Origin of the sequence: Streptomyces sp. NPDC046712 (genome assembly GCF_040645695.1) — a bacterium.
In the GTDB taxonomy this organism is placed as follows: Bacteria; Actinomycetota; Actinomycetes; order Streptomycetales; family Streptomycetaceae; genus Streptomyces.
In genome coordinates this window covers 61645-79502 of sequence record NZ_JBEYYW010000011.1, presented here as the reverse complement: position 1 = coordinate 79502, position 17858 = coordinate 61645, and the positions used below count along the sequence as shown (strand labels likewise).

14 protein-coding genes are annotated in these 17858 nt (G+C 71.0%); 6 read left to right on the top strand and 8 right to left on the bottom strand.

Features of this window, described 5'->3' with window-relative positions; all coding sequences use genetic code 11:
* Positions 1–270: 270 nt before the first annotated feature.
* The 3 genes from ABZ939_RS16730 to ABZ939_RS16720 all read left to right on the top strand — a co-directional run bounded on the left by ABZ939_RS16730 (position 271) and on the right by ABZ939_RS16720 (position 3258).
* A complete protein-coding gene (locus ABZ939_RS16730; protein WP_361854797.1) occupies positions 271–960 on the top strand; it encodes a transglycosylase SLT domain-containing protein in 690 nt (229 codons plus the stop codon).
* Positions 961–1075: 115 nt separating this feature from the next.
* On the top strand, positions 1076–2581 hold the full coding sequence (locus ABZ939_RS16725) for an AI-2E family transporter (RefSeq protein ID WP_361854794.1): 1506 nt from the start codon (positions 1076–1078) through the stop codon (positions 2579–2581).
* Positions 2578–3258, top strand: a complete 681-nt coding sequence (locus ABZ939_RS16720; RefSeq protein ID WP_361854791.1) for a hypothetical protein — start codon at positions 2578–2580, stop codon at positions 3256–3258. The genes ABZ939_RS16725 and ABZ939_RS16720 overlap by 4 nt, the downstream gene beginning before the upstream one ends.
* A gap of 62 nt (positions 3259–3320) precedes the next feature.
* On the opposite strand, the gene ABZ939_RS16715 is transcribed toward ABZ939_RS16720, so the two are convergent.
* Positions 3321–3854 (bottom strand): alkyl hydroperoxide reductase, encoded by a 534-nt coding sequence (locus ABZ939_RS16715; protein WP_137993612.1) that lies wholly within the window; start codon positions 3852–3854, stop codon positions 3321–3323.
* 6 nt (positions 3855–3860) lie between these two features.
* Complete coding sequence (locus ABZ939_RS16710) at positions 3861–4415, bottom strand: peroxiredoxin (RefSeq protein ID WP_137993611.1); 555 nt, start codon at positions 4413–4415, stop codon at positions 3861–3863.
* Positions 4416–4548: 133 nt separating this feature from the next.
* Between ABZ939_RS16710 and ABZ939_RS16705 the strand changes: the two genes are divergently transcribed.
* Positions 4549–5502, top strand: a complete 954-nt coding sequence (locus ABZ939_RS16705) for a hydrogen peroxide-inducible genes activator (protein ID WP_361854788.1) — start codon at positions 4549–4551, stop codon at positions 5500–5502.
* A 53-nt stretch (positions 5503–5555) separates the two neighbouring features.
* On the opposite strand, the gene ABZ939_RS16700 is transcribed toward ABZ939_RS16705, so the two are convergent.
* Genes ABZ939_RS16700 through ABZ939_RS16690 form a run of 3 tightly spaced genes read right to left on the bottom strand, consistent with a single transcriptional unit; the run spans position 5556 to position 9105 of the window.
* Positions 5556–7904, bottom strand: a complete 2349-nt coding sequence (locus ABZ939_RS16700; RefSeq protein ID WP_361854785.1) for an FtsX-like permease family protein — start codon at positions 7902–7904, stop codon at positions 5556–5558.
* On the bottom strand, positions 7901–8584 hold the full coding sequence (locus tag ABZ939_RS16695) for an ABC transporter ATP-binding protein (RefSeq protein WP_361854783.1): 684 nt from the start codon (positions 8582–8584) through the stop codon (positions 7901–7903). Before ABZ939_RS16695 ends, ABZ939_RS16700 begins: the two co-directional genes overlap by 4 nt.
* Entirely contained in the window at positions 8581–9105 is a 525-nt protein-coding gene (locus tag ABZ939_RS16690) for a PadR family transcriptional regulator (RefSeq protein ID WP_361854780.1), read from the bottom strand. Before ABZ939_RS16690 ends, ABZ939_RS16695 begins: the two co-directional genes overlap by 4 nt.
* Before the next feature lie 274 nt (positions 9106–9379).
* Here ABZ939_RS16690 and ABZ939_RS16685 point away from each other — a divergent pair, with 274 nt between their 5' ends.
* On the top strand, positions 9380–11557 hold the full coding sequence (locus tag ABZ939_RS16685) for a transglycosylase domain-containing protein (protein ID WP_361854777.1): 2178 nt from the start codon (positions 9380–9382) through the stop codon (positions 11555–11557).
* A 114-nt stretch (positions 11558–11671) separates the two neighbouring features.
* On the opposite strand, the gene ABZ939_RS16680 is transcribed toward ABZ939_RS16685, so the two are convergent.
* The 3 genes from ABZ939_RS16680 to ABZ939_RS16670 all read right to left on the bottom strand — a co-directional run bounded on the left by ABZ939_RS16680 (position 11672) and on the right by ABZ939_RS16670 (position 16204).
* Positions 11672–13789: a SpoIIE family protein phosphatase gene (locus ABZ939_RS16680; RefSeq protein WP_361854774.1), complete on the bottom strand. Its 2118-nt coding sequence runs from the start codon at positions 13787–13789 to the stop codon at positions 11672–11674.
* Positions 13790–14078: 289 nt separating this feature from the next.
* Positions 14079–14744: a DUF402 domain-containing protein gene (locus tag ABZ939_RS16675; protein ID WP_361854771.1), complete on the bottom strand. Its 666-nt coding sequence runs from the start codon at positions 14742–14744 to the stop codon at positions 14079–14081.
* Between the two features lie 44 nt (positions 14745–14788).
* Positions 14789–16204 carry a class II fumarate hydratase gene (locus ABZ939_RS16670; RefSeq protein ID WP_361854768.1) on the bottom strand — a complete coding sequence of 472 codons (1416 nt, stop codon included), beginning with the start codon at positions 16202–16204 and terminating at the stop codon, positions 14789–14791.
* A gap of 105 nt (positions 16205–16309) precedes the next feature.
* Here ABZ939_RS16670 and ABZ939_RS16665 point away from each other — a divergent pair, with 105 nt between their 5' ends.
* Positions 16310–17839, top strand: a complete 1530-nt coding sequence (locus tag ABZ939_RS16665; protein WP_361854765.1) for a ricin-type beta-trefoil lectin domain protein — start codon at positions 16310–16312, stop codon at positions 17837–17839.
* Positions 17840–17858: the final 19 nt, after the last annotated feature.

Here is a 17858-nt window from a genome sequence, read left to right as displayed (position 1 = left end):
GTGACTTACGAGGTGTGAGCTTTCACACGCAACGCAGAATTGCCTTGCGGCGTCGGCGTCCGGCAGAGTCTTGCTTCCGTCAGGCCCCGCATACGGCACACGTGCACCCTCAGGGGTGTCGCACCACACAACTCAACAACCGTTCGCCGTATGCCGCCCACAGCACCACGGGCCCGTGTCTTCTGTGACCCATTACGTCGGAGACCAGCGCCAGGGGCACGATTTTCGCCCGCTTGGTCACCTGCGTGGGCGATGCTGGAAGGAAACCGTGTGAGCCGGATCTCGGTCCGGGGATTCGCGGTGGCTTCGGCCACTGCGGTCACCACCGTCGGCGCCGTCGTGGGCGTTGCCTCGGGCAACACCCAGCCCTCGGACGACAACTTCGAGGCCACCGCGGCCGACACCACGCTGCTCGCGGACATCCCCGCGGGCGAGCAGGCCCAGGTACAGGTCTCCTCGCTCTCGGAGCAGGCCGCCGTCCAGGCCGCCGCGGCCGACTCGGCCGTGAAGAAGTCCGCGGAGGAAGCGGCCCGCATCCAGGCCGCCAAGGACGCCGAGGCCAAGAAGAAGGCCGCCGACAAGGCGGAGCAGGAGCGCAAGGAGGCCGCCGCGCGCGCCGAACGCTCCTCGGTCCGCGACGCGTCGAGCTTCTCCGCCCAGGGGTCGTACACCATCGCCGAGGTCAAGGCGATCGCCCGCCAGATGATCCCGGCCTCGCAGTTCCAGTGCTTCAGCAACATCGTGGACCACGAGTCCGGCTGGAACTACCGCGCGACCAACCCGTCCTCGGGCGCGTACGGTCTCGTCCAGGCGCTCCCGGGTTCGAAGATGTCGACGGCAGGCGCCGACTGGCAGACCAACCCGGCCACCCAGATCAAGTGGGGCCTGAACTACATGAACAACCGCTACGACAGCCCCTGTGGCGCGTGGAACTTCTGGCAGGCCAACCGCTGGTACTAGACCGGCGAGCTCAACCTCGCGGAGCCCCTCACCGTCCTACGGTGGGGGGCTTCGTGCGTGTAGGTTTCTGGTCCACGGGCTCCCGGGGGAGTGAGCGGGGGGAAGAGGGAAGATCATGTCGAGACTGCCAGGATGGCTGAACCGGCTGGGCGACGGCCTGAGCCGCATGGGCGCCCGCCTGGACGAGCGCCGCGCACGTGCGGAGCGGGCCGGCGGACTCGACGAGCCGTACGCCGAAGGCGCCGAGAGGGACGAGCAGTCGGCCGTGCCCGACGAGAGCGTCGGTACGTCCGAGCCCGCGCAGACATCCGAGCAGGCGCCGACCACCGAACCGGCCCCGGAGCCGGTCACCGAACCGGCCGCCGGCAGCAGCTTCGAGTCCGCGCGGTGGCCCGGGCGGCGGGCGCCGTGGACCGGGAGCAGCGCCGTCTCCGTGCCCGCCCCGCCGGCCTACGCCCCCGCCGTCGCCGCGCGGCCCGACCCGGTCGCCGCGATCCCGTGGGGCATGAGGGTCGCGGCCGAGGCCGGCTGGCGGCTGCTCGTGCTCGCCGGCACGGTCTGGGTGCTGATGAAGGTGATCAGCTCGGTCCAGCTCGTCGTCCTCGCCTTCGTCGCCGCGCTGCTCATCACCGCGCTGCTCCAGCCCACGGTGAAGTGGCTGCGCCAGGCCGGGCTGCCGCGCGGCGTGGCCACGGCTCTCACGGCCGTCTCCGGCTTCGTGATCATGGGTCTGGTCGGCTGGTTCGTGGTCTGGCAGGTGATGGACAACATCGACAACCTGTCCGACCGGGTCCGGGACGGTATCGAAGAGCTCAAGCAGTGGCTGCTCGACAGTCCGTTCCATGTGACCGAGAAGCAGATCAACGACATCGCCAAGAACCTCAGCGACACCGTCGGCGCCAACACCGAGCAGATCACCTCCGCCGGACTCCAGGGCGTGACCGTGATCGTCGAGGCGCTCACCGGCATCCTGCTCGCGATGTTCTCCACGCTCTTCCTGCTGTACGACGGCAAGAAGGTCTGGCAGTGGACGCTGAAGCTGGTGCCCGCGCAGGCCCGCCCCGGCGTCGCGGGCGCGGGACCCCGGGCCTGGCGGACACTGACCGCCTATGTGCGCGGCACGGTGCTCGTCGCGCTGATCGACGCGGTCTTCATCGGCCTCGGGCTCTACTTCCTCGACGTCCCGATGGCCGTGCCGCTCGCCGTGTTCATCTTCCTCTTCGCCTTCATCCCGCTGGTCGGTGCCGTGATCTCCGGCGCCCTCGCGGTCGTGGTCGCCCTGGTCACCAACGGGGTGTTCACCGCCCTGATGGTCCTCGTCGTCGTCCTCGCCGTGCAGCAGATCGAGGGCCATGTGCTCCAGCCGTTCATCCTGGGCCGGGCGGTCCGGGTCCACCCGCTCGCCGTCGTCCTCGCGGTCGCGGCCGGCGGGCTGACCGCCGGCATCGGCGGCGCGGTGGTGGCGGTGCCGCTGGTGGCGGTGACCAACACCGTGGTCGGCTACCTCCGCGCGTACAGCCAGGAGCAGGCCATGCTCAGTGCGCTGGATCCGCGCGGGGCGAGCGCGTACGAGGTCGCGCCGCCCCCGGCGGCCGGTGCGGCGGATCGGGGCGACGCGTGATCTCCGAGCCGGAGCTGGTGGGCGAGGTCGACTTCCCGGCGGGCCAGGTGCTCGCTCCCGAGCCGAGGGCCCCGCGCGGCCCCCGCAGCCCCTGGCTGTGGGCGGTCGGCGGCGCGGTGGTTGCCTCGGCGGTGTGGGCCGGCGGACTGTACGCGTACGAGCGGACCCAGGACCGGGGCGTGGACCTGGGCGGGTACGGGAGGGTCGACAACCTGTGTCAGAAGGTGGAGTTGAAGGCGCTCTCGACGGCGCTCGGTGAGCGGTCCCTGGACTCGCCCGGGTCCACGGAGCGCAACGACGCGCTGGACGTCTCGTACTGCTATCTGACCCTCGGCCCCGAGGAGACCGGCTACTCGGTCTCGGTCTCCTACCAGCTGCACCGGGTGACCGACCCGGAGCCGGAGTTCGAGGTGCGTGTCGGCGAGTTCACGACCGACGAGCTCACGCCGATGACGGGCATCGGGGAGAAGGCGTTCTTCGACCGCGAGGAGGACAGCGGCGGCGCCTCGCTCCATGTCCTGGACGGCCAGGCGGAGCTGTCGATCTCGGTCAGCGAGACCGGTGCGTACGACGCGGACGGCACGCCGCTCCAGGAGACCAAGCGGCGCGACCTGTCCGGGATCGACGTGCACCTCGCCGACGACATGAACGCCCTGATGGCGGCGCTCAAGAAGTGACGGAACCACGAGAAGGGCCCCGGGGTACGTACCCCGGGGCCCTTCTCGTCACGTCACACGCCTCACTCGGCGATGAGCGCTTCCGCGTCGAGCGTCACGCCGACCGCCTGGATCACCGAGGCGATCTTGACCGCCTCCTGGATCGTCTCGCGGTCCACACCGGCCTTGCGCAGGACCTGCTCGTGCGAGTCCAGGCACTGGCCGCAGCCGTTGATCGCCGAGACGGCCAGCGACCACAGCTCGAAGTCGACCTTCTCGACACCCGGGTTGCCGATGACGTTCATCCGCAGACCGGCGCGCATCGTCCCGTACTCCGGGTCCGACAGCAGGTGCCGGGTCCGGTAGAAGACGTTGTTCATCGCCATGATCGCGGCGGCGGACTTGGCCGCCGTGTACGCCTCGGGCTTGAGGTTGGCCTTGGCCTCCGGCTCCAGCTCGGCCAGGACCTTCGGCGAGCGCGAGGCGATCGCGCAGGCCAGGACCGTGCCCCAGAGCTGCTGCTGCGGGAGCTCGCTGTTGCCGATCACCGAACCGAGGTTCAGCTTCAGGTCCTTGGCGAAGTCCGGTATGGCGGACTTGAGTTCGTCGAGAGCCATGTCAGATCACTCGCCCGACAGGAGCGCGGCCGCGTCGAGGGTGTTCTCGCCCTTGTTCCAGTTGCACGGGCACAGCTCGTCGGTCTGCAGGGCGTCGAGGACCCGCAGGACCTCCTTGGGGTTACGGCCGACGGAGCCCGCGGTCACCATGGTGAACTGGATCTCGTTGTTCGGGTCGACGATGAAGACGGCGCGCTGGGCGAAGCCGTCCTCGCCCTCGACGCCGCAGTCGCGCATGAGCTCGTGCTTGGAGTCGGCGAGCATCGGGAACGGCAGGTCACGCAGGTCGGCGTGGTCCTTGCGCCAGGCGTGGTGCACGAACTCGGAGTCGCCGGAGACACCGAGGATCTGGGCGTCGCGGTCCGCGAACTCGTCGTTCAGCTTGCCGAAGGCGGCGATCTCGGTGGGGCAGACGAAGGTGAAGTCCTTCGGCCAGAAGAACACCACACGCCACTTGCCCTCGTAGGACTTGTGGTCGATCTGCTCGAACTCCTTGCCGCTCTCCAGCGACACGCAGGCGGTCAGGTCGTAGGTGGGGAACTGGTCACCGACAGTGAGCACGCGCTCTCCTTGCACAGGAGGAAGTCCCTTTTGGGGCCTTCCGAGGGGGGTTGGACGTGGTCTCATCCTGGCACGGAGTGCATTGATCAGTGAAATAGCTACACTCGGTTGGGTTGATCGAAGGTGGTTATCAGTGATCCCTGCACGGCGTGTGAAGCAGCCCAGTTTTTCCCAGCTCAGAGCCTTCGCGGCGGTCGCGGAGTGCCTGCACTTCAGGGACGCGGCGGCGTCGATCGGGATGAGTCAGCCGGCGCTCTCGGCCGCGGTTTCGACTCTCGAAGAGGCACTCGGTGTCCAGCTCGTCGAGCGTACGACGCGCAAGGTACTGCTCTCGCCCGCGGGCGAGCGGCTCGCGGTGCGGGCGAAGGCCGTCCTGGACGCCGTGGCGGAGCTGATGGAGGAGGCGGAGGCGGCGCAGGCCCCGTTCACCGGGGTGCTCCGGCTCGGCGTGATCCCGACCGTCGCCCCGTACCTGCTGCCCACCGTCCTGAGCCTGGTCCATCGCCGCTACCCGGACCTCGACCTCCAGGTCCACGAGGAGCAGACGTCCTCGCTCCTGGAGGGGCTCGCGGCCGGGCGGCTCGACCTGCTGCTGCTCGCGGTGCCGCTCGGTGTTCCCGGCGTGACCGAACTGCCGCTCTTCGACGAGGACTTCGTGCTCGTCGCCCCTGAGGGCCATCCGCTGGCGGGCCGCGACGACATTCCGCGCGAGGCGCTGAAGGAGCTCAACCTGCTGCTCCTGGACGAGGGGCACTGTCTGCGCGACCAGGCCCTCGACATCTGCCGCGAGGCCGGCCGCACCGAAGGGGCGCCGGTCACCACGACCGCGGCCGGGCTGTCCACGCTGGTCCAGCTGGTGGCGGGCGGGCTCGGTGTGACGCTGCTGCCGCGCACGGCCGTCAAGGTCGAGACCGCCCGCAACACGGCCCTGTTCACCGGTTCCTTCGCCGGTCCGGCGCCCTCGCGGCAGGTCGCCCTCGCCATGCGGACGGGCGCGGCGCGGCAGGCCGAGTTCGAGGAACTGGCCGAGGCCCTGCGGGGCGCGATGAAGCGCCTTCCGGTCCGGGTGGTGGGCACGGGCGCCTGACGTTCCCGGCGCCCCTTCCGTCACGGCCCGGTTCCGCACCCACCCCCGTACCGCTACTCGGTTCTGAGCCCGTCCGCCCGCATCAGCCGCCACAGCACCGGCATGCTCAGCAGCGTCACTGCCGCGATCAGCGAGATCCCGATCCCGGTGACGGGCAGGAAGACCCACCAGTCCAGGACCTGTTGCCCCGTCATCTTCAGCAGGACGACCCCGAGGCCGAGCCCGCCCGCCACGGCGAGGACGAGACCGAGCACGATCGGCACCGCCGTCTGCCACAGCACCGACCAGCTCAGCGTGGTGCGCCGGGTTCCGAAGGCGACCAGCGAGGACAGCAGCCGCTTGCGGTCCCTGAGCTGTTCGAGCGTCGTCACCAGGAGTGACGCCGCCACCAGGAGCATCGTCAGGGTGGAGCCGACGAGGATGCCGGTGCGGACGCTGCTGAACTGGGAGTTCTGCTCGGTGTTCTTCAGTGTGCGGACCCACGAGGTCGGGTCGAGGGCCACCGCCGTGTTCCGTACGTACTCGGCGGCGTCCGGCACGGCAGGGTCGAGCCGCACCAGCGCCAGCGCGGCGGGGTCGTCGAGACGGGCCGCGTCGACGGCCGACGGGGTGGCGAGGACCCCGAACTCGTACGTGCCCATCGGGTCGGGGCGGGAGTCCACGGTCCGGGCGGTGGTGGGGATGCGCCACCGGGGGAGCGGGCCCTTGTGCTCGGCCGGGTCCCGCAGGGCGACCGTGGCGCCCGGCTGCGCGGTGTCCGTGACCCAGCTGTCGGGCGGCGCTCCCTGGGTGCCGTGCGCGAGGGCGATGAAGACGTCGCCGTCCGTGCAGGAGGGCAGCTTCGCGAACTCGCGGAGGGAGGCGCAGTCGCCGACCTTGACCGAGGTGAGCGGGGAGAACTCCTCGCCCGACTTCAGGGGGCCCGGCCGCCACACGTGCGACGTGATGGTGCCGGACACACCGTCGACACCCTTGGTCCTCGAGAAGCGGGCGATCATCTCCCTGGCCTCGTCGCCGGTCTTCGCCTCGGTCTCGGCCATGAGTTGGGCCCGTGTGGAGTCCTCGCCCGTGGCCTGTGTGAAGTCGTTCTCCATCGCCTGGAAGAGCATCTGGAGCGCGATCGCGCCGGCCGCCGCGACCACGATGCCGCTCACGGCGCGGGCCGCCGTGCCGCTGCTCAACTGGAGCCTGCGGACGGCGAGCTGCCAGGACACCGGCCCCCGGTGCAGCCGCTTCACCCCGGCTTCGACGAGCCAGGGCAGCAGGGTGGTGAGGCCGATCAGGGCGACGGTGACGCCGGTCGCGATCCCCACGGTGTCGACGGCGGTCTGCTGCACCTCCACCTGCCCGAAGAGCGGAACGAGCAGGGCCACACCGGCCGCCAGGAGCAGCAGCCGCCACCACAGCCGGCGGCGGCGCGGCGTGGAGGACCGGACGACGCCGAGCGGTTCGATCGCCACCCCGCGGAGCGCGAAGAGGGTGACCACGACCGAGGCGACCGGCACCACGGCGAGGACGAGCGCGGCGAGGAAGGGCATCGGCACGACGTCGGACGGGAAGGCGTTGACGTCCCAGATGGTGACCGTGCCGGCGAACTGCCGGGCCACGGCGAAGAGTCCGGCGCCGACCGCGAGGCCGAGGAGCGCGCCCGCGAGGGACTCGCCCGCCGCGATCCGCCGGGTCATGGCGGTGTCCGCGCCGACCAGGCGGAGCGCCGCGAGCCGTCGGTCCCGCTGTTCGCCGCCGAAGCGTACGGCGGTCGCGATGAAGACGAGCACCGGGAGCAGCAGGACGACGCAGGCGACGAGGACGAGGAGGATCAGGAACGCGTTCATCGGCTCCCCGGGCACCGACCAGCCGTAGCGCGAGCCGCGCCCGTCGTAGTTGTCGGTGGTGAGGAAGTCGACCTGGGCGACGTACCGAAGTTCGGCAGGACCGATGAGTCCCGCCTCGCCGATCGTCCCGACGACCTTGTAGGGGAGCCGTTCCTTGAGGAGGGTGCCCTCGGGGGAGTCGAGCAGCTCACGGAGCGCGGGCGAGACCAGCATCTCGCCGCTCGCGGGCAGCTTCGCCGCGCCGGGCGGGAGGGGGGTCCGCGTGCCCTCGGGACGCAGCAGGAGCCCGGTGACGGCATCTCCCCGGTAGAGCGTGGTCTGTCCGAGGTGGAGAAAGGTGTCGGGGCGGGCGCCGGTCTCCTGCTCGCTGCCGTCGACGGAGCGGGTCGCCTCCCGTACCTCCCGCTGGAACAGCATGTTCGGCAGGGAGGCGGCGAGGAGCAGCAGGGCCACGCCGAAGCCGACGCCGGTCGCGGTCAGCAGCGTGCGGAGCAGGCCGGAGCGGCCTCCGGTGACCGCGAACCGGGCGCCGAGGGCCAGGTCGCGGGACCAGGTGCGCAGGGTCATACCGCCCACTCCGTGTCCCGGACGGAGCCGTCGCGGACGACGACCTCGCGGTCGGAGTAGGCGGCGACCCGGGCCTCATGGGTGACGAGGACGACGGCGGCGCCGGTCTCCCGGGCCGCGTCCGTGAGCAGCTCCATCACCCGCTCGCCGTTGAGCGAGTCGAGCGCGCCGGTCGGCTCGTCGGCGAAGATCACCCGCGGGGCGCCGACGAGCGCGCGGGCGACCGCGACCCGCTGGCCCTGGCCGCCGGATATCTCACCGGGCCGCTTGGCGCCGATGTCGTCGACCTCCAGGCGCGTCAACCACTCGCGCGCCCGGGACTCGGCGCTCTTGCGCCGCTCGCCGTTCAAACGCAGGGGAAGGGCGACGTTCTCGACGCAGGTCAGCTCCGGCACCAGCTGGCCGAACTGGAAGACGAAGCCGAAGTCGGTGCGGCGCAGCGCGCTGCGCTCGCCGTCCGACAGGGCGGTCAGCTCGCGCCCGTCGTAGGTGATCGTGCCGGCGTCCGGCCGGACGATTCCGGCAAGACAGTGCAGCAGGGTGGACTTGCCGGAGCCCGAGGGGCCCATCACGGCGACGACCTCGCCGGCCCGGATGGCGAACTCGGCTCCCGAGAGCGCCGGGGTCGGTCCGTACGCCTTGTCCATGCCGCTCGCCCGGAGCAGGGGTGTGGCGGTCATCGGCGGATCTCCTCGGCGAGCCGGTCGAGACGGGCGGCGGTCAGTTCGAGCCAGCGCAGATCGGCTTCGAGGTGGAACAGCGCGTGGTCGCAGATCAGCTGGTCGGCGAGGTCGCCGTCCTTCTTGCGCCGGGTCAGCTCCCGCATCAGCCGCAGATGCTCCGCGCGCTGGACGTCGAGCAGCTCGGCCGCCCCGCGTCCGGTGAGCAGCGCGAGGACGACCTTCGTGTAGAGCGTGGACTGGAGGTACGGCTCCGGCTTCTCGGGGCGGCGCAGCCACTGCTCGACATCGGTGACGCCGGCCTCGGTGATGGCGTACCGCTTCCGCTCGGGGCCGCCGCCCGCCTCGATGCCGTCCACCTCGACCAGACCGTTCTTCAGCAGCCGGGCCATGGTCGAGTAGACCTGCCCGTAGTGCAGCGGCCGGTCGTGGCCGAAGTTCTCGTCAAAGGCGCGCTTGAGGTCGTAACCGTGGCGCGGGCCGGACTCCAGGAGCCCGAGAAGGGTGTGACCGATTGACATGCCGTCACTCTACACCCGGTGTATACGCACGGTGTATAGCTGTCCGGATCAGGCCCCTGACCAGGCCCGCGAACAGACGATGACGGCTATGTGACCCGCGCCGCACAACCATCCGGGGCCCAGGAGCGTCGGTTCCATCGGGGCGGGTGCTGATTGTCACGTCCGGAAAAGACCGGATCGATTGCCCTTTGTCAGCATCAGCGGTGTTAGCTTGCTGAGCTGATCCGGCGCAGGCACCTGCCCTGCGACCACGACGAGCGGAGCGACGAAGCACATGGGCCGACCGGACAAGGGCCAGGGGAAGAAGGGCGGGCGCATACGCCGACTCTTCACCTGGAGGAAGCTCCTGGGCACGTTCTTCGTCGGCTGCCTGCTCGTGATGGGCGCCTTCTACGCGGTCTACCTGATGGTCCCGGTACCGACGGCCAACGCCCAGGCGACCATGCAGAGCAACGTGTACAAGTACGCGAACGGCAAGATCCTCGCTCGTACGGGTGAGATCAACCGTGAGATCGTCGGCCTGGACAAGATCCCGCTGGAGGTGCAGAGGGCCTTCGTCGCCGCGGAGAACAAGACCTTCTACAAGGACAACGGCGTCGACATCAAGGGCACCACCCGGGCCGCGTGGAACACCGTCTCCGGCAAGGGCAAGCAGGGCGGCTCGACGATCACCCAGCAGTACGTCAAGAACTACTACCTGAGCCAGGACCAGACGGCGACGCGCAAGCTCAAGGAGATCGTGATCGCGCTGAAGGTCGACCAGCGCATGGCGAAGCCCGAGATCCTCGCCGGCTACATCAACACCAGCTACTACGGACGCAGCGCCTACGGCATCCAGGCCGCCGCCCAGTCCTACTACGGTGTCGACGCCCCCAAGCTGACCGTCGCCCAGGGCGCCTACCTCGCCTCCCTGCTCCAGGCCCCCAACCAGTACGACTGGACCGCCGCCACCCCGACCGGCCGCAAGCTGGTCGAGGAGCGCTGGAACTACACCCTCGACAACATGGTCGAGGAGGGCTGGCTCGACGCGACCACGCGCGCCACGCAGAAGTTCCCCGTCCCGCAGAAGGAGAAGGCCGCTCCCGGCATGGAGGGCCAGCGGGGCTACCTCGTCGAGGCCGCCAACCAGGAGCTGATGCGCCAGGGCATCAGCGCAGAGGACATCAAGGCCGGCGGCTGGACGATCACCCTCAACATCGACGAGAAGAAGCAGAACGCCCTGGTCAAGGCCGTCGAGCGGCAATTGGAGGAGAAGCTCGACCGCAAGGGCGACAAGAAGGACGCCACCGTCCAGGCCGGCGCCACCTCCGTCGACCCGAAGACCGGCAAGGTCGTCGCCATGTACGGAGGCATCGGCGCCACCGAGCACTGGACGTCGAACGCCACCCGGCGCGACTACCAGCCCGCCTCGACCTTCAAGCCGATCGTGCTCGCCTCCGCGCTGGAGAACGGCGCCAAGACCCAGGACGACCGGCCGATCGGCCTCGGCACCATCTACGACGGCACCAGCAAGCGGCCGGTCGTGGGCGGAGACCGGGCGTTCGCCCCGGAGAACGAGGACAACAGGAGCTACGGCCCAGTCACCGTCCAGACAGCCACCAACCGTTCGATCAACTCGGTCTACGCCCAGATGATCGTGGACGTCGGCCCGGGCAACGTGAAGAAGACCGCCCTCGACCTCGGTATGAAGGACGGCCAGGACTTCGGCGAGGGCCCCGCGATGTCGCTCGGCACCATGGGCGCCTCCACCTGGGACATGGCCGCCGCCTACGCGACGCTCGACAACCACGGTGTGAAGGTCACCCCGACCATCGTGAAGTCCGCCGAGCACAAGGACCGCAAGGCCGATCCGGTGAAGCCGATCGGCGACCAGGTCATCAGCCGCGAGGCCGCCGACACCGTCACCAAGGCCATGACGGGCGTCGTCAGCAGCGGCTCCGGCTTCCGGGCGGCCGGCGACTACGCGGCCGCGGGCAAGACCGGCACCTCGGAGAACAACCGCTCCGCCTGGTTCGTCGGCTACACCCCCGAGCTGGTCACCGCCGTCGGCCTCTTCGGCGAGGACGTCAAGGGCAACCAGGTCACCCTGACCGACACGATCAACGTCGGCCGCGCCAACGGTGGCCGGACCCCCGCCCAGATCTGGGGCGACTACACCACCGCCGCGCTCGGCGGCGGCTCCGACACCCAGTTCGACCTGGAGACCGACGACACGTCGATCGTGGAGCCGGACCCGACGCCGACCGAGACCACCCAGGCCCCGACCTCGACCCCGCCGCCCACCACCGGGGCCCCGGACCCGACGCCGCCGCCGACCTCCAACTCGACCACGCCGCCGCGGCCGACGGACACGATCACCGTGCCGCCGCCCCCGACGGAGACGACGGACCCGAGGCCGCCGACGATCGAACCGCCGGTCGACAGCGACGGCGATCAGCGCCCTCTGCAGTGAGAACCGCGCCCCCTGCAGTGACCTGACGAAGGCCGGACCCGACGGGTCCGGCCTTCCTCGTGTGCGGGGTCTCGGCCGCCGTCCGTCAGCTCCGCGGACGACACCCGACCGTGTCTACGGGCGAGTGGGCAGCTCGAACCAGACCACCTTGCCGCCCGAGAGCCGCGTCGCTCCCCACCGCCTGGCCAGCCGGTTCACCAGGAAGAGCCCGCGCCCGCCCTCGTCGGTGTCCCGCGCCCGGCGCTGCCGGGGCAGCTGCGGGGAGTCGTCGCCGACCTCGCAGCGCAGGACATCGGTCTTGAGCAGCCGCAGGGTCACCGGCCGCTCCGCGTACCGCACGGCGTTCGTCACGACCTCGCTGATCAGCAGCTCCACCGAGTCCGAGAGCTCCTCCAGGTCCCAGCGGGCGAGCGCCCGCCGCGCGAGCCGCCTCGCCCGCCCCGGGGCCGCGTCCTCCGGTTCGAGGAACCAGTACGCCACGTCGCTGGGCGCGATCCCGTCGAAACGGGCCGCGAGCAGCGCGATGTCGTCGTCCCGGTCGCCCGGGCCGAGCATGTCGAGGACGTCGTCGCAGAGCGCCTCCAGGGGCGGCGAGTGATCCGGGCCGGTCAGCTGCGCGGTCGCCGCGAGGCGCTCCCGCAGCTGCTCGATCCCGGTCCACACGTCTCGCAGCCGGGACTCGACGAGGCCGTCCGTGTAGAGGAGCAGCGTGGCGCCTGCCGGGGCGTCCAGCTCGACCGCCTCGAAGTCGACCCCGCCCACGCCGATCGGCGCCCCGGGCGGAACGCGCAGGACCTCCGCCCGACCGCCGAGGTGGAGCAGTATCGGCGGCGGATGGCCGGCGTTGGCGATGGTGATCCGGTGCGAGACCGGGTCGTACACCGCGTACATGCAGGTCGCCATCCGGTCCTGGCCGAGCCGCTGGGCCTGCTCGTCCAGGTGGTGCAGCACCTCCTGCGGCGGCAGGTCGAGCCCGGCCAGGGTCTGCGCCGTGGTGCGCAGCTGGCCCATGATCGCCGCGGAGGTCATGGAGTGGCCCATGACGTCGCCGACGACGAGGGCGACCCGGCTGCCGGGCAGCGGGATCGCGTCGTACCAGTCACCGCCGACCCGGGCCGTCTCGGCGGCCGGCAGATAACGGGAGGCGAGCCGGACGCCGGTCGGCTGCGGCAGCGAGTCCGGGAGCATCGTGCGCTGCAACTCGTCGGCGATGTACGCCTCGCGGCCGTACAGCACAGCCTTGTCGATGCCGAGCGCGGTGTGGGTCGCCAGCTGCGCCGCGACCAGGAGGTCGTTGGGTTCGAAGCCGGGCCGCTCGGGCCGGCGCAGGAAGACCGCGGCGCCGATCACCCGGCGGCGCCCCCGCAGCGGGGCGAGGATCGCCCGGTGCCCGCCGGGCAGCACGTGCTCGGGGCCGAGCAGCTCGGGCAGCGCGGCGCGGGCGGCGGCGGAGTCGCCGAAGACCGGCCGCACCCCGCGCAGCACCTCGGCGAGCGCGCCGCCGGAACGGACCTCGCACAGTTCGGCGGCCGGGGTCGGGTCGGGATCGGGGACGAGCATGAGCTCCTCGCCCTCCACGTCCGTTAAACGAAGCCGGTCGGTGCGGCGCAGCCGCAGCACGAACGGCGCGACCGGCCGCTCGTCGCCCACCGGCAGCGGGTCGCGCAGATAGACCAGGATCGCGTCGGAGAACGTCGGCACGGTCGCCCGGCACAGACCGAGCACGATCTCGTCGAGGTCTATCCCTCGCGCGATCCGCCGGGTCGCCGCGCCCACGAACCGCAGCCGGTCGCCCTCGCGCCGCGCCGCGGCGAGGTCCTGTGCCGGGACGCCGCCGCCGGGCCCCGCCACGGCCACCACGGCGGCCGCGGCGCCCTGCCCGGGCGCGGGACGGCCGGTGTCGCCACCCGTCCCGCCGGTGAGGTGCTCACCGTCGGCGGGCGCGGCCGGCGACGTCGTCTGCCCGGGCACGGGGGCACCCGCGCCGGAACGGCTCGCGCCCGGCGTGTCACCGGACCGGGGGCCGGGCTGCGCCGGCACCGGCGCCTCGGCGGCAGCGGACTCGCCGTGGCGGGCCGGCGAGCGAGAGGCGTCCCGGGCGTCGGCACGGCCCGACCGGCCGCCCGTACCCGGCGTGCCCGACTCGGCCGCCTCCTGGCGGGGGCGGGTGCGCTCGTGCGACCGGGCAGCCAGCGGCTGCCGGCCTTCGTGGGAGGTGGGATGCTCCGTCACGCGTGGGATTCCGTCCGTCCGGGCCGGTGGTGCGATGCACTCGCTCTTCTCGCCGATGCCGCGCCTTCACCGGGGATAAACCCCTGGCACGGGGTGGATGTGAATGCCCCGCGAGCAGCGGCTACGACAGGGGTGGGAACACCCGGGCACACGTCCGGCACTGCTCTCCCCCTCAAGAATGACTTACGGTCAGGTCCTGCGCTGTGCTCTGTGGTTGACGCCTCGTCGGTTGATCACCGCCTTGCGGAGGACGATCCTACGTTTGCACCCCGGGGGCGCATCAAGGGTCTCACGGTGCCGTGTGCGCGGGAGTGCGATCCCAGTCCGCGGGCAGCTCTGGCACGGTCCATCCCGGATCGGGCCGCCAGTCCTCCCAGCCGTCGGAGAACGGCGCGCCCCACGCCCGGATCACCTCGACCGCGGCGCCACCCGCGGCCCGGACCCGCGCGGCCTGCGCCGCGTCCATCAGACCGGCCCGCTGGGCCTGCGCGAACTCGTCCTCGTCCCGCCACAGCCAGCTGCGGTCGGGGTAGACGGAGATGTCGAGGAAGTGGTCCTCGGAGTCGACGCCGCCGGCCCACCGGGTGCGCGGCTCCTCGAGGTTCACGTACCAGCTGCGGAAGCGCCAGCCGCGCTCCCAGAACAGCCAGACCGACCAGGGATCTCCCGGCCGGGCCAGCTTCAGGACGCCCGAACCGAACCAGCGCGAGCGGGCGGTGGTGCGCGGGGCGGTGTACCGGGTGGCGAGCGGCTCCTCGTGCACGGGAGTTCCGTCGGTCAGCACCGGCCGGACGCACTCGGTGCCCGGGGCCATCCAGACGGCGAGCAGCTCGTCGGTGTCCTGGACGACGGTCACCGGCCGGCAGATGTGCACCGCGCCGGAGCCGTTGCCGCGGTAGCGCCAGAGGATGTGCTCCCCCGGCGCCCAGTGCTGAGGGCCGCCCGATCCTGTCATGCGCAGATCTTAGGGGCGGGCCTCCGGCGGCGCTGCGGCACAGGTCACGGATGAGTCATACGCAGCACGTCCAGCGCTTCGTCGAGTTGTTCGACGGTGAGGTCGCCCCGCTCCACGTATCCGGACTCGAGCACCACCTGGCGGATCGTCTTCCGCTCCGCCAGCGACTTCTTGGCCACCTTCGCGGCCTCCTCGTAGCCGATGTACTTGTTCAGCGGGGTGACGACGGACGGCGAGGACTCGGCGTACTCCCGGGCCCGCGCGACGTTGGCGGTGATGCCGTCGACCGTCCGGTCCGCGAGCAGGCGCGAGGCGTTCGACAGCAGCCGTACGGACTCCAGGAGGTTCTTGGCGATCACCGGGAGCATCACGTTGAGCTCGAAGTTCCCGGCCGCGCCCGCGACCGCCACCGTGGTGTCGTTGCCCGTCACCTGCGCCGCGACCATCAGGACGGCCTCCGGGATGACCGGGTTCACCTTGCCGGGCATGATCGACGAACCGGGCTGGAGGTCGGGGAGGTTGATCTCGGCGAGTCCCGTGCGCGGGCCGCTCGCCATCCAGCGCAGGTCGTTGGAGATCTTCGTGAGGCCGATGGCGATGGTCCTGAGCTGGCCGGACGTCTCCACCAGGCCGTCGCGGGCGCCCTGGGCCTCGAAGTGGTCGCGGGCCTCGGTGAGCGGCAGACCGGTCGCGTCGGCGATCTCGGCGATGACCGCGGCGGCGAAGCCGGGCGGCGTGTTGATACCGGTGCCCACCGCCGTACCGCCGAGGGGGAGTTCGGCGAGCCGGGGCAGCGAGTCCTGCAGCCGCTCGATCCCGTACCGGACCTGGGCCGCGTAGCCGCCGAACTCCTGCCCGAGCGTCACCGGGGTGGCGTCCATCAGATGCGTACGGCCGGACTTCACCACGTCCGAGAATTCGGCTGATTTCCGCTCCAGCGAGGCGGCCAGATGCTCCAGCGCGGGGATCAGGTCATGGGCGACGGCGGCCGTGGCGGCGATGTGGATCGAGGACGGGAAGACGTCGTTGGACGACTGGGAGGCGTTCACATGGTCGTTGGGGTGGACGTCCCGGCCCTCGGGGAGACGCTCGCCCGCCAGCGTGGCGATGACCTCGTTGGTGTTCATGTTGGACGACGTGCCCGAGCCGGTCTGGAAGACGTCGACCGGGAAGTGCTCGTCCCAGCGGCCTTCGGCGACTTCGGCGGCGGCGCCCCGGATCGCGTCCGCGAGGTCCTTGTCGATCACCCCGAGGTCGGCGTTGACCTTGGCCGCCGCGGCCTTGATCCGGGCGAGGGCCTCGATGTGGGCCCGTTCGAGCCGCTGCCCCGAGACGGGGAAGTTCTCCACCGCCCGCTGGGTCTGGGCCCGCCACTTGGCGTGCGCGGGAACCCGCACCTCACCCATCGAGTCGTGCTCGATCCGGTACGCGGTGCGGTCGTCGCTGCTGTTGTCGGTCATGTCGTCAACCTCCATACAAAGTTGAGCACTTGTCTTGTTCCGGCTATTCCCATTGCGCTTACCGGCCAGTAAAAACCGTGGGTAACCCCACTTCCAGGAGGCGCAATGAAGCGCACCAGGTACAGACTCCGTTGGGCGATCGCGGCCACGGCCGCGGCCGCCGCGGCGTTCGGATCCATGGCGGCCGCCGCCCCCGCCGGCGCGGCCGACACGCGTACGACGTCGGGAATCTCCTCCGTACCGCTCACGCCCGAGCTCGAGGCCGTCCGCGCCGCCGAGGCCACCAAGATCTACGGCAGCCCGGAGGAGCGACCGCTCGCGCAGCGCAGGACCGGCCTGATCTCGCTCGGCGACAGCGAGATCTCCGGCGAGGGCGTCGGCACCTACGAACCGCCGACCAACGGACCGACCAACTGGTGCCACCGCTCACCCGAAGCCGCCGTCCACCGCACCGGAATCCCCGCGGACCTCACGTTCAACGTGTCCTGCTCCGGTGCCTACAGCGGCAACATCAGGATCGGCGGCTCGAAGCAGTACGCCGACGAACTCGTCCAGAGCGACAACCTGGCCATCAAGGCCCGTAACACCCGGATCAAGATGGTGCTGCTCGTCGCGGGCGCCAACGACGACCTGCAGTTCGGCCCCGTGATGACGGACTGCGTCACGCGGTATCTGACCTTGCAGGGCCCCTGCGAGCCCAAGTACGCCCCCGGCTGGCAGGCCCGTGTCGACGCCCTCGTCCCCAAGGTCGAGCAGACCGTGCGCGACCTCAGGACCGTGATGCGCGACGCCGGGTACGCCGACGGCGACTACAAGCTCGTCGTCATGGGATACCCGAGCCCCATCGGCCCGGACTTCCACGACAACCCGAACTTCCCCGGCAAGCTCTCCTGCGGCGGGCTCGGCTACGACTCCGACACCGTCTGGGGCCGCAACACCGCGGTCCCCGCCTTCGAACGCGGGATGCGTAAGGCGGCCGCGAGCACCGGAGCGACCTATCTCGACAACTCGCGGCTCTTCCACGGCCACGAGGTCTGCATGGAGGACCCCTGGGCCCGGGGCCTGTACATCGACCTCTCCAAGCCCGGCACCCCGGACGAGAACTCCGTCCGGCAGTCCTTCCACCCCAACGCGCGCGGCCACGCGGCCTTCGCGTCCTGTCTGACGCAGATCTACAACTCCGGCCTGCGTGAAGCCGGTTGCGCGGACGTCAACTCCAGCGGCACGCCGACCCTGGTGCCGTTCGCCTGGGACGACGCCTACAAGCCGCTGAAGAACCAGGCCACGGGGAACTGCGTGGACCTGAACGCGTCCACCTCGGCGAACGGCACCGCCGTGCTCGGCTGGGACTGCCACGGCGGCCGCAACCAGGGCTGGTGGCACGACTCCGCGCGGCAGACCGTCCACACCGAACTCACCCAGGACCGGTGCCTGGACGTGCCGGCCGCGAAGTACCAGGCGGGCACGGCGCTGATCGTCTGGAACTGCTCGGGCGCGGCGAACCAGAAGTTCGTACGGGACGGGGCGACGATCCGGCCGGCGGCCGCGACCGGGCTCTGCCTGACGCAGGCGGCGGCGCGACAGCCGATCCGGATCCAGAACTGCGACGGCTCCGCGAACCAGAAGTTCGCCTAGCCGCGCGAACGCCGTGGCC